The sequence below is a fragment of the Geminicoccaceae bacterium genome (assembly GCA_020638465.1).
Classification (GTDB): Bacteria; Pseudomonadota; Alphaproteobacteria; order Geminicoccales; family Geminicoccaceae; genus JAGREO01.
On the sequence record JACKIM010000002.1, the window covers coordinates 1,870,469 to 1,886,699 of the forward strand.

General features: G+C 62.7%; 14 protein-coding genes. 7 read left to right on the plus strand and 7 right to left on the minus strand.

The window, feature by feature from the left end:
• The first annotated feature begins 123 nt into the window (after window positions 1-123).
• The 5 genes from H6851_19025 (at window position 124) to H6851_19045 (ending at window position 4,061) form a co-directional block, all read left to right on the plus strand.
• A complete protein-coding gene (locus H6851_19025; protein ID MCB9945703.1) occupies window positions 124-894 on the plus strand; it encodes a 3-deoxy-manno-octulosonate cytidylyltransferase in 771 nt (256 codons plus the stop codon).
• Window positions 895-963: 69 nt separating this feature from the next.
• Complete coding sequence (locus H6851_19030) at window positions 964-1,830, plus strand: prephenate dehydratase (protein ID MCB9945704.1); 867 nt, start codon at window positions 964-966, stop codon at window positions 1,828-1,830.
• Between the two features lie 126 nt (window positions 1,831-1,956).
• The gene (gene ugpC, locus H6851_19035; GenBank protein MCB9945705.1) at window positions 1,957-3,027 is read left to right on the plus strand and encodes a sn-glycerol-3-phosphate ABC transporter ATP-binding protein UgpC; all 1,071 of its coding nucleotides are present in this window, start codon (window positions 1,957-1,959) and stop codon (window positions 3,025-3,027) included.
• 375 nt (window positions 3,028-3,402) lie between these two features.
• The gene (locus tag H6851_19040; GenBank protein ID MCB9945706.1) at window positions 3,403-3,681 is read left to right on the plus strand and encodes a glycine zipper family protein; all 279 of its coding nucleotides are present in this window, start codon (window positions 3,403-3,405) and stop codon (window positions 3,679-3,681) included.
• Window positions 3,682-3,716: 35 nt separating this feature from the next.
• On the plus strand, window positions 3,717-4,061 hold the full coding sequence (locus H6851_19045) for a YmgD family protein (GenBank protein ID MCB9945707.1): 345 nt from the start codon (window positions 3,717-3,719) through the stop codon (window positions 4,059-4,061).
• 169 nt (window positions 4,062-4,230) lie between these two features.
• On the opposite strand, the gene H6851_19050 is transcribed toward H6851_19045, so the two are convergent.
• Together H6851_19050 and H6851_19055 are read right to left on the minus strand one after the other, a co-directional pair.
• Window positions 4,231-4,569, minus strand: a complete 339-nt coding sequence (locus tag H6851_19050; GenBank protein ID MCB9945708.1) for a helix-turn-helix domain-containing protein — start codon at window positions 4,567-4,569, stop codon at window positions 4,231-4,233.
• Entirely contained in the window at window positions 4,566-4,910 is a 345-nt protein-coding gene (locus H6851_19055; protein ID MCB9945709.1) for a type II toxin-antitoxin system RelE/ParE family toxin, read from the minus strand. Before H6851_19055 ends, H6851_19050 begins: the two co-directional genes overlap by 4 nt.
• Window positions 4,911-5,699: 789 nt before the next feature.
• Between H6851_19055 and H6851_19060 the strand changes: the two genes are divergently transcribed.
• Together H6851_19060 and H6851_19065 are read left to right on the plus strand one after the other, a co-directional pair.
• Window positions 5,700-5,957, plus strand: coding sequence for a hypothetical protein (locus H6851_19060; protein MCB9945710.1), 258 nt, complete (start codon window positions 5,700-5,702; stop codon window positions 5,955-5,957).
• A gap of 315 nt (window positions 5,958-6,272) precedes the next feature.
• The gene (locus H6851_19065; protein MCB9945711.1) at window positions 6,273-7,058 is read left to right on the plus strand and encodes a hypothetical protein; all 786 of its coding nucleotides are present in this window, start codon (window positions 6,273-6,275) and stop codon (window positions 7,056-7,058) included.
• Between the two features lie 66 nt (window positions 7,059-7,124).
• On the opposite strand, the gene H6851_19070 is transcribed toward H6851_19065, so the two are convergent.
• The 5 genes from H6851_19070 to H6851_19090 all read right to left on the minus strand — a co-directional run bounded on the left by H6851_19070 (window position 7,125) and on the right by H6851_19090 (window position 16,150).
• Entirely contained in the window at window positions 7,125-7,529 is a 405-nt protein-coding gene (locus tag H6851_19070) for a YchJ family protein (GenBank protein MCB9945712.1), read from the minus strand.
• A complete protein-coding gene (locus H6851_19075) occupies window positions 7,526-10,708 on the minus strand; it encodes an efflux RND transporter permease subunit (protein MCB9945713.1) in 3,183 nt (1,060 codons plus the stop codon). Before H6851_19075 ends, H6851_19070 begins: the two co-directional genes overlap by 4 nt.
• A 29-nt stretch (window positions 10,709-10,737) precedes the next feature.
• Window positions 10,738-11,985, minus strand: coding sequence for an HlyD family efflux transporter periplasmic adaptor subunit (locus tag H6851_19080; GenBank protein ID MCB9945714.1), 1,248 nt, complete (start codon window positions 11,983-11,985; stop codon window positions 10,738-10,740).
• Window positions 11,986-12,278: 293 nt separating this feature from the next.
• Entirely contained in the window at window positions 12,279-15,635 is a 3,357-nt protein-coding gene (locus tag H6851_19085; protein ID MCB9945715.1) for a DEAD/DEAH box helicase, read from the minus strand.
• Window positions 15,636-15,820: 185 nt separating this feature from the next.
• Window positions 15,821-16,150, minus strand: a complete 330-nt coding sequence (locus H6851_19090) for a hypothetical protein (protein MCB9945716.1) — start codon at window positions 16,148-16,150, stop codon at window positions 15,821-15,823.
• Window positions 16,151-16,231: the final 81 nt, after the last annotated feature.

The following is a 16,231-nucleotide window of genomic DNA, read 5'->3' on the forward strand; positions in this document are numbered from 1 at the left end:
GTATCGCAAGGTGATGGATGGCGTCAAGCGGACAGCTTGTCCCGCGGGCGTTTTGTCCCACTTTTTCCACGGTCCGAGTGCCCGAGGCGGGTCGGACATGTGCCAACCGGCAGCTTTGGGAGAATGAACGTGCCTGCCACGCCGGCTTCGACGGACCTGACCTCGCGTGCCATCGTCCTCATACCCGCCCGCATGGCCAGCACGCGCCTGCCAGGCAAGCCGCTGGCGCTGATCGCCGGCGAGCCGATGATCGTCCATGTCTGGCGCCGGGCCATGGAGGCCGGTGTCGGCAGGGTGGTGGTGGCCTGCGCCGAGGACGAGATCGCCCAGGCGATCGAGGCAGCCGGCGGCGAGGCGATCATGACAGCGCCCGGACACGCCAGCGGTACCGACCGCGTTTACGAGGCCCTGCGCTCGGTCGATCCCGATGGCCACCACCACCATGTCATCAATCTCCAGGGCGACATGCCGACACTCGACCCCGCAAGCCTGGCGCGCGTGCTCGAACCGCTCGACGAACTCGGATGCGACATGGCCACACTGGTCAACGCGACCGATGACGAGGAGGAGCGCACCGATCCCAACACCGTGAAGGCCGTGGTCTCGTGGTCGAGGCCGGAGCTCGGCCGCGCGCTCTATTTCACCCGCGCCACAGCACCCTGGGGGCCGGGCCCGGTGTGGCACCACATCGGCATCTATGCCTTCACGCGCGGTGCCCTGGACCGCTTCGCCCACCTGTCGCCGAGCCCGCTGGAACAGCGCGAGAAGCTCGAACAGCTGCGCGCGCTGGAAAACGGGATGAGCATCGGGGTGTGCCTCGTCGACAGTGTTCCCTTCGGCGTCGACACGCCGCATGACCTGGAACGCGCAAGGCGGATACTGGAAGGGGCGTGAGTGGCGCCGCATCGGCACCGCCCTGGACAACGAACATGAAACGAACATGAAAAGGGAATGACGGCCATCATGAGCGGAACCGCAGGCGACGACCCCGAGAACCGCATTGCCTACCAGGGGCAGCCCGGCGCCAATTCGCATATCGCCTGCTCCGAGATGTTCCCCTCGATGACACCTTTGCCATGCGAGTCGTTCGAGGAAGCCTTCGACGCGGTGCGCGGCTCGCAGGCCCGCCTGGCGATGATCCCGGTGGACAACACGATCGCCGGCCGCGTTGCCGACGTCCATCACCTGATGCCGCATTGCGGCCTGCATATCATCGGCGAACACTTCCTGCGCATCAATTTCCACCTGCTGGGGCTGAAGGGCACGACGCTCGACGACATCCGGATGGTGCATTCGCACGTCCACGCGCTGGGCCAGACCCGCGACTTCATCAAGAAGCACGGCTTCGCCTCGCGGGTGTCCGGCGATACCGCCGGAGCCGCCGCCGAGATCGCCCAGCGCGGCGATCCCGCCCATGCCGCCATCTCGCCGCTGCTGGCCGCGGAGATCTACGGGCTGGACGTGCTGGCTTCCGACATCGAGGATGCCGAGCACAACACCACCCGCTTCATCATTCTCTCCCGGGAACCGCAGGTCCCGGAGATCCGCCCGGGCGAGGTCATCACCAGCTTCCTGTTCCGCGTGCGCAACGTTCCCGCCGCGCTGTACAAGGCGATGGGCGGCTTCGCCACCAACGGCGTCAACATGATCAAGCTGGAAAGCTACATCGATCCCAGCTTCGGCCAGGCCCAGTTCTATGCCGACGTCCTGGGGCATCCGGACGAGCCCGGCCTGCGCATGGCGCTGGAGGAATTGCGCTTCTTTGCCCAGCAGGTCGAAATGCTCGGAGTCTACCCCGTTTCCCCCGTGCGGAAATCTTTCGGTTCCTGAGTTGCGGAATTCCCCGATCGTGGGCATGATCGCCCTCAAGCGCCCAACTGGCCTCCCGGAAGCGCGGCCATTCCTTCCGGAGTGGAAACTGGCGAGGAGGCAGCTGCAAGATCGGGGAAAAGCCTCATGGCATCAGTCGACATTCGCTCCGTGGACAAGTTCTACGGTTCGGTCCAGATCCTTCACGGTGTGTCCATCGACATTCCCGACGGCGAGTTCGTCGTCCTGGTCGGCCCGTCGGGCTGCGGCAAGTCCACGCTGCTGCGCATGATCGCCGGACTCGAGGAGATCAGCAAGGGCGACATCGCCATCGGCGGTCGTGTCGTCAACAGCGTTCCGCCGAAGGATCGCGACATCGCCATGGTGTTCCAGAACTACGCGCTCTACCCGCACATGACGGTGGAGCAGAACATGGCGTTCTCGCTGAAACTCGCCAAGGCCCCCAGGAACGTCATCGACGAACGCGTCGGCAAGGCGGCCGAGATCCTCGGCCTGAAAGACTATCTCGCCCGCTATCCGCGCCAGCTTTCCGGCGGCCAGCGCCAGCGTGTCGCCATGGGCCGCGCCATCGTCCGCGATCCGCAGGTGTTCCTGTTCGACGAGCCGCTCTCCAATCTCGACGCCAAGCTGCGCGTGCAGATGCGCACCGAGATCAAGGAACTGCACCAGCGCCTCAAGACGACCTCGGTCTACGTCACCCATGACCAGATCGAGGCGATGACCATGGCCGATCGCATCGTCGTCATGCAGGGCGGCTATGTCGAACAGGTCGGCGCCCCGCTCGACCTCTACGACAATCCGGCCAACCTGTTCGTCGCCGGCTTCATCGGCTCGCCCTCGATGAACTTCATCGACGCGAAGATCAGCCGCCAGGGAGACAGTGCGACCGCGGTCGCCGGGGACGGAACCCGGCTGCCCGTGCCGGCCGGTGTCGGCGTCGTCGACGGGCAGGACGTGGTCTACGGCATCCGGCCCGAACATCTCTCGATGGCCGATGCCGATACGGGACTGCCCGCGAAGGTCAATGTCGTCGAGCCGACGGGTGCCGAAATCCTCGTCATCGTCCAGTTCGCCGGTGCCGAGGTCCAGGCGGTGTTCAAGGAGCGGCACGCCCTCAGGCATGGCGATACCATCCACCTCCTGCCCGATCTCGGCACGACCCACATCTTCGACAAGAAGACCGGCAAGCGCCTGTGACCGGCTGAATCCGGTCCTTCACCTTTTCTGCCGCCGAAGACATCCGGCTGGCATCGGCAGTCCGGGCGTTTCCTCGCCCTGCCGGTGCCGGCCGTTCGCATCTGGCGGCGACGAACCCCGAACTGCCGCATTCGTCCGGGATGCACCGCCCCGTTGCGGCATCATGAACGGCACCTTTGAGGAATCGGGGCTTGCCGATCCGCTTCCAACCCGCTTACCTCCCGGTCTCGGCCGCGGGCGCCCGGCGGACACGGGGTCCTTGCGGGACAGGGCGACGGAGGAAGCGACGACATGACAGGAAAACGACGGACTTCGCGGTGGCGTCATGGCCGGACCGCAGTCGGGCTCGCAATTGTGCTGGCCGCGGCACCGGTCATGGCCGGCGTCGCCCACGCACAGACCGCAGCGGGTGCCGCGATCGGCGCCGGGGCCGGACTGCTGATGGGCAAGGGTGCCAGGGGCGCTCTCAAGGGCGGGCTGCTCGGCGGCGGCGCCGGGGCGGCCATCGAGAGCAAGAAGGCACGCAAGGACGCGGTGACCGGTGCCGCCGTGGGTGCGGGGGTCGGCCTGCTCACCGACGGGCTCGACGGCGCACTCAAGGGTGGGCTCTATGGCGGTGCGGGCGGCGCCCTCATCGGCAAGCTGACCGACTGACCGCAATGATTTTCCGCATCCGAGAAAAGGGGACGATGATGACCAGATGGATGGCCGCAACCCTGCTGGCCACGGGCCTTGCCTGCACCACGGGTGCCATGGCCGCGGACGCGGAGCCGGGTTTCGAGGACCTGGTCGCCACGAGCTGCGCCCAGGCCGCCGCGCTGGCGAAGGACGATGACCAGCAGGTGATCGACATGGTGCAACGGCTCACCGAGTTCCTGGTCGAGAAGCGCAACGTGACCGTGCCAGGGAACGGGAACGACGACGACCTGTCCGCGGCCTATGGCGAGCTGATCAAGGCCCACTGCCGCGTCGACCCCCACGGCCTGCTCATCAACGCCGTGGACAGCTCGATGCGCCAGCTCCTCGACAACTGACCGTCCGGCCCATCGGCGGGAACACGGGCGAAGGCTTCAAGGCAGGGGGAAACGACGTCCCCTTGCCTCCCCGCCACACTGGCAGCCCCCGGAGGCCCGCGCCCATCCTCCCCGGAACATTTCCCGACGGGGGCGACATCGCAAACTGGCGATAATACCAGTTAACGCATCACGGGCAAGGTCGAGGTGGCCGCATAGACGCCTCTTCGTTATTGGCCTCCAAGCGCGTCAAAGCACGCCGCACCGCTTCGGGCTCGTGGTCGATGACATGCAGGAAAAGCTTGGTCGGCCCTGTCGGCACCCGCCGACCCTGCTCCCAATCCTGCACCGTCCGCGCCGAAAATCCGAACATCTTGGCGAAGTCGCCCTGGCTCATGTTCATCTTGGCGCGAATGCGCTGCACGTCGATGTCTTCGGGGATGTGAACAACCGCATCCGTTTCCGAACCGCCGGAAAAAGCCAAAGCCTCTTCCATGCCCCTGATCATGCTTTCGCCTAATTCGCTCATGGTCCTTTGCTCCTGTAGAGTTTGACAAGGCTGCCGGAAAGGGATTTCAAAATATTCTTTTCCTTGTCGGTTATGTTTTCCTTCTGGCTTTTCGCGTAGGCCGTAATCAAGAATACGGGAATGTTCGTGCCTGAAAAAAATGTGATGACGCGATATCCGCCGCTTTTTCCCTTTCCTTTGGCGGCAACCCGTAATTTGCGCATCCCGCCTGTACCGCTGATTTCGTCCCCGGCTTGCGGATTCTTCGCCAACATCGAAACGAGATCCGACCGTTCATCATCCGCCATGCCAATCTTTTTGGCGCAACGTAAAAATTCTCCAGTTTCAACAACAGTCTGCATTGAAGCTATTGTATCCGGCATTGCCGTATAGATCAACCTCTTTGCTTTCGCACAACCGTGACGAGAACGCCGCCCGTTTTCGCGGCAGCGTTGGCCGCGTTGAATATTGTGCTGCGTGTGCGAACTCGAAGTACTGAACGTGCAGCGCGAGGGTGCGTTTTTCAGTATAAATCACGCGATGTGAGAATATGGCTTCCCGTTTTCCGATAACCGCCATTCAAGACTTTGATTTTCTTGTTATAATGAATATTATCGCTTCTGCTTTTACGCGAATATGAAGGCGATGCCGATGTATTTTTCTCATGAAAATCTAGATTCCTTAAAAGACGGTTACAAAACCATTGACCCCAAGCACCGTGAAATGATGGATGCATTCGCTCTGCGAAGCTACGCTAACAATAAATCTTATGAATTTGCACATCACGGTTTTCTCCGAAGAGCTAAAACGCTGCGACGATGTATTTCCAATGTTTATGAATTGTGCCCACCTGAAAGAAGCACAAAACTATCTTCATATGAACTAACTGATTTGGTGATCTATTTACAAAGTTTCATATTCAATACATTCGGATGCATGGACAATATTGCTTGGATTTGGCTTCATGAGAACAAATAAAACAAAAAGATGGAAAAGATTTTTCTCGCACCAAGATTGGGTTATCGAAAAACTGTGAGGATTTTCGAAATACTTTTTCAGAAAAATTCCAAGAATTTATTTCTGGATTTGATGATTGGTTTAGAGAGATTGGTGATTTTCGACATGCTGTTGCTCATCGTATTCCGCTTTATGTGCCGCCATTCAATGTAACCGACGAAGAGGCTAAAAAGCTTGCTGAGCTAGAGGAAGAAAAACGTCAAATGCTACGGCAACATAGATTTGATGATTATGAACGGATTGATGAGGAAATAGAATCAATCGGCACTTTTATTCCATGTATGATGCATTCATTCTCTGAACAATCCAAACAAGTTGTTTTTCACGCACAACTGATTGCGGATTGGAATACGGTTCATTCAATATCAATGAAATTTATTGATGAACTATGATTTTTCGTAAAGGGGCTTATCATGGCAACTTCCGCGCGGATACCTGCTTGCCTCGTGTTTCAGAATCTATGAATCATGCTCCACTGACGAAAACGCGGCAAGCTCGCGCGGTCGATATGGTGTGATTCTGCGGTGCATGATTCTTTCCTGCCTGACGAGGCTTCTGACATACCATGTCACTGCATGGGGATATTGTCTACTGAAAGGCGTCCGGAGAAGGGATGTGGGAACTCATGGCGGGATGGTGCCTTGTCGTGACGATATCGGAAAATATTCCTTGACTCTCGCACTGCCTTTCCATCATAACCTCCCCCCATGTCCCCCACCTCTCCCACACCCCCCATATTGCCGCGCAAACTCGCCGGCCGGGTCTTTCGCTGGGGCGCGCCTCGTTTCCTGAAGGTGTGCTGGCTGGTGGCGACCGGGCGGCGCGGGGTGCTGGCGGGGTCGACGGTCCGGCTTGATATGGCGGAGGTCGACGGGCTGGAACATCTGCCGCATGTGGCGGGTGTCCTGTCGGCGATGCGGGCGGGACTATCCCCACATGGTGGTCATGGCCTCCGGGCGATCCTCCACCGCCTGCTGCTGTTCCACTCCCGCGACTGGTTCCGCCAGTTGCAGGACAACTCCCTGGCGCAATCCGTCGCATCGGCGGATGGTGCCGAAAGGGCATGGCTGGATCGTGCCGGACGCAGGGGAATGGGGAATGTCATCACCTCGCTGCTGAAGTCGGTGGCCAGAGGGATCGACGTGCCGGATGTCTGCCCGGTGCCATGGTCGCTCACGAAGGACACTCCCGCGGCGGCGAAACCCGCAAGGGCGAGGAAATCCCGCGGCGAGGAGGAAAGGCTCCGCGCCAGGGGACGGTCCCGCCTGTTGAAAAGTCTCCACGAGCATATCCTCGACGCGATGATGACGACCCCGCAGGCGGGTGCCTTCGCCATCTTCGCGCCGGACGAATTGCGCCTGATCCGCGCGCTCCCGCCCGGCGATTTCCCCGACCTGCCGCCGCCACCCGTGCGGCCCGTGTCGGCGAGGCGGCCGTTGCCGGTCTGCAAACCCCACCCGGTATTCGGAAAATCGCTCTCCGGCATCCCCTGACGCCTTCGCACGGGGTTATTCTACAGTGGAAATTGCGGAATTAAGCGGTCGGCCCCTGCCTTCCCCTCAATCCAGCGCCCGGACATAATACCAGCGTCCCTTGTGTTTTTCGAACAGGCTGTGCTCGTGGTGGATCCGGGGTTGTCCGTCTTCGACATAGCGGGCCTCGAAACGGACGGTGCCGCTGGTTTCGACGGGGCTGCCGCCGGTGGTGCCGATGATGACGAGGCCGGTCCAGCGGGTGCGTTCGATCCACTCGCGCGTATCCTTGAGGTCGAAGGCCGGGCGCCGGGAGGGGTGGAGCGTGTCGCGAAGGTAGGACGGCCTGCCGGCGGCGAAGGCGGAATAGCGCGAGCGCATGAGTTGCTCGGCGGTCTGGGCGGGGATGCGCCCCTGATGGAGCGGGCCGCAGCAGCGGCCATAGGTGCGCGCCTTGCCGCAGGGGCATGGTTCGCCGGCGGCGAGGGTCATGATCCGGATCCGATGGCCTGCCGGTGCAACGATGATCGCCACGCACCGGAGATCCGGGCGAAATCGAGCTGCACGGCGACCAGGCACGGGACCAGCAGCAGCACGAGCAGGGTGGTGACGGCAAGGCCGAAGCACAGCGTCACCGCCATGGGTTGCAGGAACAGGGCCTGGAAACTGGTCTCGAACAGCAAAGGCGCCAGGCCGCCCACCGTCGTGAGCGAGGTGAGCAGGACGGCGCGGACGCGCGCGGTCGCACCGTCGATGATCGCCTTCACCGGATCGCCGCCGAGGGCCAGTCGCTCGTCGATGGTGGACACGAGGATGATGCTGTCGTTGACGAGGATGCCCGAGAGACCGAGGAGCGTCACCAGGCTAAGGATCGACATGTTGAAGCCCATCGCCAGATGGCCCAGCACCGCGCCGACGAGGCCGAAGGGGATGACGGCCATTACCGCCAGGGGGCGGGAAAAGCTGCCGAACACCCAGGCGAGGATGATGTAGATGAGCGCCAGGCCGACCATGGCCCCGAGGCTGATGTCCTTGAGCGTGTTGGTCTGCTCTTCCGCCCGCCCGGCGTAATAGTACTCGATGCCGTAGTGCCGTGCGATCTCGTCGAGATCGCCGGCCATGGCTTCCTGCACCATGTCGAGGCGGATGACCGCTTCATCGAGCTCGCCGGTGATGGACACCTCCCGAGATCCGTCCCGCCGCTGGATACGGGAGAAACCGCGCTGGTCCTGCAGGCTGGCGACCTCGCCCAGGGCCACTTCCTCGCCGGTGGGGCCGCGCAGCTGGAAGCGTTCGAGCGTGGGGTCGGCACGGGCGGCATCGTCCAGCCGCACGGAAATCTCGACTTCCTCGTCACCCCGGGCGAACCGCCTCGCGATCGCTCCCTCGAAGGCGTCGCGCAGTTGGCGGCCGACGCTTTCGGTGGTGAACCCCATGGCCTCGCCGCGTGGCAGGAGTTCGATCAGCACCTCCTGCTTGCCATAGGTGAAATCGTCTTCCAGTTGACTGATGCCAGGCAGCCGCTGGAGGGCCGCTTCCACGTCGAGGGCGGCACGCTTGAGCCGTGCGACATCGATGCCGCCGCGCAGGCGGATGTCGAGTTCGCGGCCCGGGGGACCGCCGCGCCGCTCCTTGATCGTCAGGGTGTCGAGGCCGGCGATCGGCGGGATCCGCTCGCGCCACGCGGCGATCAGATCGGGTGTGCGCACGTCGCGGGTATCCGAGGCGACCAGCTCGACATCGATCCCGCCATTGTTGTTTCCGTTCGACTGGGGAACGCCCGGCGTCTCGCTGACCGACTGGCCGATGCGGGTCAGCGACATGGCGACCAGATCGCGTCCCCTGGCCGAAATATCATCCGCCGTCGCGTAGAGGGCATCCTCGATCCGCTCCAGTGCCGCGATCGTCTGCCCGCGCGACGTTCCGGGCGCCATCGTGACATTGGCCTCGATGCGGTCGGCCTCCGGTCCGTCGAAGAAGACGAAAGGTACACGACCGGTGAACATCAACGCCATGGCAAGGATGAGCATGCCGACGGCAATCGCCAGGGTGACGTAGCGCCACGCGATGGCCCGCTCCAGCAACCGGCGAAAGACCCCGTTGCGAAAGCGGTCGAAGCCATCGTTGAAGCGCCGGCGAAAGCGGCTGTCGCGGTCGTGGCCGATCGCCAATGCTCCACGCATGTGGGTGGGCAACACGAGGAGACATTCGACCAGACTGGCCAACAACACAAAAATCACCACAATGGGAATTTCGCGAATTATCGAACCAATGATGTCGCCAATTACCATCAACGGAAGAAAAGCCGCAATCGTGGTAAGAGTGGCACTGGTCACCGGTGCCATCATGCGGATAGCACCCAGTTCGGCAGCATCGGCCGGCGACATGCCCTGCTCGCGCAACGTCGTCGAGTGCTCGCCCACGACAATCGCGTCGTCGACCACGATCCCGATGGCCAGGAGCATGGCGAACAGGCTGATCATGTTGATCGTCATGCCGAACAGCCAGAGGACGCCCAGCATCGCCGCCAGCGACACGGGAATGCCCATGGCCACCCAGAACGCCACCCGCGCGTTGAGGAACAGGAACAGCACCACGATCACGAGCACCAGCCCCTGCACGCCGTTTTCCACCAACAGCCAGATACGCCCCTCGATCAGGTCGGAGGCAATGCCGTACCGCTCGATCCTGAGATCCGGAGGAAAACGCGAGCCGGCGGTGGCAAGGTAGTCGTCGACCCGTGCCGCAATTTCGAGCGCATCAGAACTCAGGGCACGCTGGACATGAAGCTCGATGGCGAGATTGCCCATTCGCCGCCCCTCGGGCGCATCCTCGTCGAAACCGTCCTCGATCGTGGCGACGTCGTTCAACAGCAACCGTCGCCCGTCGGGCTCGGCGAGAACGGCGATCGCCCCCACCTCCGCCGCGGTTTCCGCCAGCCCCATGGCCCGCGGCTGGAGCTCGACCGCACCCTCGACATCACCGGCCGGAACATCCTGGGAACTTTGCCGGATGATGGCGGCAATATCTGAGGGTGTCCGATCCAGCTGGCGCAATGTCGCCGGCGACATCCCGACATCGATGGTCTCATCGCGCGCACCGAAAAGCGTCACGCGATCGACACCCGAACGCAACAGCTCCTCGCGCACGGTCTTGGCCAGCGTCTTGAGCGTCGCCTCGTCGAACGGCCCCGAAAGGACCAGCCGCGAAATGGTGTCATAGCGCACCACCCGGCGGATCACCGGCCGTTCGCTGTCCTCGGGAAGGGTCGTGATCTGGGCGACCGCCTGCTCGACATTGGAAAGGGCCTCCTGCATGTCACTGCCGGACTCCATCTCCACCCCGATGGTGCCAAGTCCCTCCTGGGCCGTGGCATTGACCCGCTTGACGTTGTCGAGGAACCGCACCTCAGGTTCGATCGCCTGCAGCACCGAGCCTTCGACATCCTGCGCCGTGGCACCGGGCCAGGCGACACTGATCGTGATCACATCGATGCCGAAGTCGGGAAAGAACTGCCGCTTGAGCTTGGCGAGACTGACGGCACCCACCAACAACATGACAATCATGAGAAGATTGCCGGCTGTCGAATGTCGCGCAAACAGGCCCACCAGACCGCCACGGGAACGAGCGGTCACGTCGCCGACGACACCAGCGCCGTTTTCTCCGCTCATCGGACTGCCGCCGCCGCGCCCGCCATCGCTCAGGGTACCATCTCGACCTTGAGCCCCGGCGCCATCTCGGCCAGTCGCGTCGTCACCAGTGGCACCCCTTCCTCCAACGCCCCCCGCACAAGCACATCATCCGCGCCACGATCGACGACCTCGACGTCATACCCCACCAATCTTCCGTCGATCACGCCATATACCGTCGCCGGATCGAACAATGCCGAGCGCGGCAGGAGGACCACATGGTCGTAGGCCCTGTCCTTCATGGCGATATCGAGGAATGCGCCCGGGCGCAGGGGAGCATCGCGCGGATTGGCGGTGATCGTGGCGAATACGCTGATACCGCCGCGACGAGCCTCGATCCGGCTCTGGATCCGGTCGATCCGGGCCTCGATCGGATATGTCTCGCTGCCCAGCCGCCAGTTCGCCGCAACCTCGCGGCCGATCAGTCCATCGTCCCAAAGCCTGCCGAAATCGGCATCGTTGAGCGTGAAGCGGACCTCGATCGACGGGATTTCGGTGAGCGCGACCAAACGGTCGTAAGCCCGGATCTCCTTGCCGGGCGCGACATCGACCTCCCCAACCAGGGCATCGAAGGGAGCGGTGACGGTGGTCTCGGCAATATCCCGCCCGACACGATCGATGGACACCAGCAGTTTGGCCTCGACGGCCTTTTGCTGATCCATGCGCGCACCCAACGCTGCGATCTCGCGCTCGCTCTGCCGCCTCGCCGTCTCCTCGTTCGTCAACCGCAATTGTGCATCGTCGAGATTCTTCTTCGACGCGAAACTGCTGGACTGCAGCTTCTTCTGGCGATCGAGGTCACGACTGGCGATGGCCAGACGCTGATCGCTCAGGGCGAGCATGTCCCGTTCGGCTTCCAGCATCAGTTCCAGCTCACGCTGCCGGGCACGGGCCTCGTCGAGACCCGCCTCAAGATCGCGCATCTCGGTCACGTGATCGAACGGATCGAGGCGCAGGAGCACCTGCCCCTTGCGGACCGTTCCGCCATCGACCAGCTCCGGCGCAACCTCGATCACCCGACCCTCGACCGGTGCCTGAAGGACGACCTCATGCGTTGCAACCAGTTCGCCGAACAGATGCAGCTCGGGCTGGTGTTTCTCGAAGTTCACCGGCACCGTGCGAACGGTGAAGACGCGTTCTCCCAGCGTCACCGGCTCCACGACAGGCCGGGTAGCCTGCAGCAGGCCGGCACCGCCCAGCGCCACCGCGATCACCGCGACCGGCAGGAGGAACTTGGCAAGGCTACGCAAGGAAGGCATGCATGGATCCCGTATCGTCCGACTGCCGGACATGATAGCAGCATGGGCACGAAAGGGCGAAGCCCGCACCCCGGTCGCGGCTACCCGCCACACCTTGAGAACGATTTGTTTTCAAGAATTTCTCAATTTATCTATAGTGTTGAATGCGGGCCTGACACCGGTCGCCAGACCCTCGCATCCCGTCACGACCGGCCACTCCCGCAGGCAGCAGGCATTGACGCCCGCCTCCTCGCAGGATGGCGGGACAACCGCCACGCCTCCTGTAGCGCACCGTGGTCACGATTCCGTGACCCTCAGCCCGGCAAGGGCGCAAACAGCGCTTCGACATCCTCCTCGGTAAAGCTCAGGCTGCTCTTCACCCCGCCCATGATGCCCTGCACCAGTGCCTTCTTGCGCTCCTGCAATTCGAGCATCTTCTCCTCGACGGTCCCGCTCGCGACAAGCTTGTAGACGAATACCTGCTTGTCCTGCCCGATACGGTGTGCGCGGTCGGTAGCCTGCGCCTCGACGGCCGGATTCCACCACGGATCGTAGTGAATGACCGTGTCCGCCCGGGTCAGCGTCAGGCCGGTGCCGCCGGCCTTCAGGCTGATGAGGAAGATCGGCACCTCGCCGTCCTGGAACCGCTTGACCGGCGTTTCACGATCGCGTGTACGGCCCGTCAGCATGGTGTAGCCAAGCTTGTGCTGCTTCAGTCCCGCCTCGACGAGTTCGAGCATCTCGACGAACTGCGAGAAGATGATGACCCGGCGGCCATTCTGGACCATGCCCTCAAGCATCGACAACAGCAGGTCGAACTTCGCCGAACTGACATCGGCACCGGGGCCGGCACTGCCCTTCTCGCCGTCATCGCCCTTCAGCAGGCGGGGATCGCAGCAGATCTGCCGGAGCTTCAGCAGGGCTTCGAGGATGGCGATGTTGCTGCGTGCCAGTCCGCGCTCCTTGATCTCGTCGCGGATGCGGGTATGCATCGCGAGGCGCACGCTCTCGTAGAGATCGCGCTGCTCGTCGGAGAGTTCGATCTCGCGCACGAACTCGCTCTTGGGCGGCAGTTCCGAGGCGACCTGCTCCTTGGTCCGGCGCATGAGGAACGGACGCACCCTGCTGGCCAGCAACGCCTGCCGGTCGGCATCGGCATCCTTCTCGATCGGATTGCGGAAGGTGCGGCGGAAGAACTCGCGCTCGCCGAGGAAGCCCGGCATCAGATAGTGGAAGACCGACCAGAGTTCGCCCAGATGGTTTTCCATGGGCGTGCCGGACAATGCGAGGCGATAGTCGGCCTCGAGTTCGCAGGCCACCTTGGCCAGCTTGGTCGTGGGGTTCTTGATGGCCTGGGCCTCGTCGAGGATGACCACCCGGTAGGACCGCTTGATCAGCTCGTCGCGGTCGCGCAACATGAGGGCGTAGCTCGTGAGGATGATTTCCGCGTTGTCGAGCTTCTTGTAGAGATGCCCGCGGCTGTTGCCGTGCAATACAAGGATCTGCAACTTCGGCGCGAAGCGCCGGGCCTCGTTGCGCCATGTGGGAATGAGACTGGTGGGAGCGACGACCAGTGCCGGCTTGTCCAGCCTTCCGGTCTCCTTGAGCGCCAGCAGATGGGTGAGCGTCTGCAGCGTCTTGCCGAGCCCCATGTCATCGGCGAGGACACCCGAAAAGCCCGTCTCGGACAGGAACTGGAGCCAGCTCACGCCCTGAAGCTGGTAGGGCCGCAACGTCGCCTGGAGGGATCCGGGCGGCGTCACCTCGGCAATTCCGTCAGGATTGGCCAGCCGGCGGCTCAGTTCCAGCAGCTTGTCGCCACCGTGCCAGCGCACGTCGTCCTCGGTGAGCGAACTGTCCATGATGGCCAGCCGCGACACATCGGCCGAGCGCAACCGCAGGCGTCCGTCCTCGTCGAGCTTCTTGCCCCGGGAGAACTGCTCGTAGAGCGCTTCCAGCATGGCCTTGAGCCGGGCGGCGGGGATCGGCAGCAGCCGCCCGTCCGGCAGCGTGCCGTAGACCAGTTCCTCGCCATAGGAATCGAGCGCCGCCGGCGTCATGTCCTCCGGCGCGCGTTCGAACAGGTCCAGCAGCACCGGAAGCAACGGAACCCGTTCGCCGTCGATCTCGATTCCCAGGTCGAGTTCGAACCAGCCCGTACCGGAATCGCTGATCTCGATATCCCATGGCGGCGGGTCGCGGACGACCTGATAGGGGTAGGACTCGCTGATCTCGATCTGCCAGCCGTCCTTTTCCAGCCCCGGAAGATCGATCTGGTTGAACTCGACCCAGCGGACACTGACGTCATCGTCATCGTCTTCCTCGAACGTGAAGTCCTGCCTCACGTCTTCGGCAGCAAAGCGCCCGAGGCCGGTCGGCCCCAGCGGCTGGAGCCCAAGGGCGTTCAGCCGCTCCACGGCCTGAACCTCGTTCAAGGCATCGCGGGAGATGATGAGAAGGCGATTGTCGGCGACATGATTGAGCTCGGTCCGGCCATTCTGCCAGCCGACGACGGCCCCGGCATAGTTGAAGCTCAGCCGGGCCAGCGGCAGGTCGATCTCGCTCTCCTCGCGCCGCCAGCCGGTGCCACGCACCACCGTCACCGAGGGACAGTGGAGGTAGAGAACCGGAACCGGAACGACCTCGAGCCGCTCGCGCTGGCGAAGCGGCTCGGGAAGCGGAAGCTTGTCGCCGCTTTGCTGCAGGCGCTGGCGCACGATGGTGGCAGCCGCCGGCGGCACGGGCGGGGCATCCACGAGGCGGCCGGCAACGGACTGGCTCAGTCCGGTATCCACACGACCGCAGGTGGCATTCCTGGTGTCGATGAACCACGGTTCGCCGAGACCGACGATGATCGTCTCCTCGCTGTCGTCGTCGAGTTCGCAGACGATGCGTTGCTGCCCCTCGCCGTCGAACTTCCACGAGAAGTGACCGCGGCGCGACTCGATCATCCGCAATGCGTCGCCCTGGGCGTTACGCCAGTGACAGCGGCCCGTTGCCACCATGTGTTCGAGGAGAACGGAATCGGCCAGTCCCGCGAGCCGCCGGCCCGGAACATTGGCACCGCCGAGCATGCGGCCGATCACCTGGTCGTCCAGGCCGACATAAGGCGGAATGGCGTCACCGACGAGATTGGCGATCGCGACCGGATGCTCGCGGCCATAGATGTTCGACCGCATGCGCTTGGCCCGCACGGTCGAAACGCAGATCGGCTGGGCAAGCCCGCCCTCGCGCCACGAGCGCTGCGCCGGTTCCAGCAGGTAGAGGACGACATCCGAACTCGCCGGAGCCTGATCGGACCGGTTGGCACCGTTGACGGCGGCGATCCAGCCTTCAAGTTCCGGCTCGATCGCCACGGTCCCGTCCTCGGGATCGCGCGCGGCCGTCTCGTCGAGCAGGCCCAGCAGCGTTGCCGCCGCGTGTTCGCACTCGGAATAGACGAGACAGGTGCAGGTACTCGAAAGCCGCACCCGGCCACCGCGGCCGTTGGCGATCTTGATCCGCGTGAGATAGGGGTTTCTCCGCTGGCCGCGGACACGCCCCGTGATCGATTTGCCGTCGCGCTCGACATTCACGTCGAGGACAGCACCGTCCATCACCAATCCCTCGGCTTTGCGCCAGATGGATTCGGCAAAGAGACGTTCCAGATCGGTTCTACTATATGGCAGCATCAGGCAAGAGCACTTCGGACAGTTTTTGTTTGTCATTCGCCGGCACGTCGATGCGTTTTCATATACGCACACGTACCAATCTCGCTACATGACAGAGAATGTTCATGAAGCCAAGCGTGTTTTCGCGCTCAATGCGTCCGATATTTTCGATTCCGATCAGAAAGGCTCGAAAATGCTCGCCCGCATCAATAGCCCATGGCCTGCTGTTCCATGAGGAAGGTGTGCACGGCATCGACGTCGACGAAGAATCCCGAGAACGCGCTGGTGATGTACAATGCTGCGGCAACGTCCCACCACGTGAAGTACGACATATGCACCGGCTCGCGGGAGAACAGGGCGACCGTTGCAATCACTCCGGCAGCAAAACTCAGGAAGGAACTTATGGTCGCCGCAAAAAGTACCTGAGGGAAGGTTAGTGCCACCATGAGAATGATGCCGAATATCCATGCAAATCGTCGCAACGCGATTTCGTTGGCCAGATTGCGATGCACTTCGTCGTCTTCAAGCGAACCCATGATTCCTCCTCGCCCTGGAAACCACCAGACGCACTCCCCCCTTTCCTGTCCAATCAGGGAGTGTAGACACGAGGAGTTAAC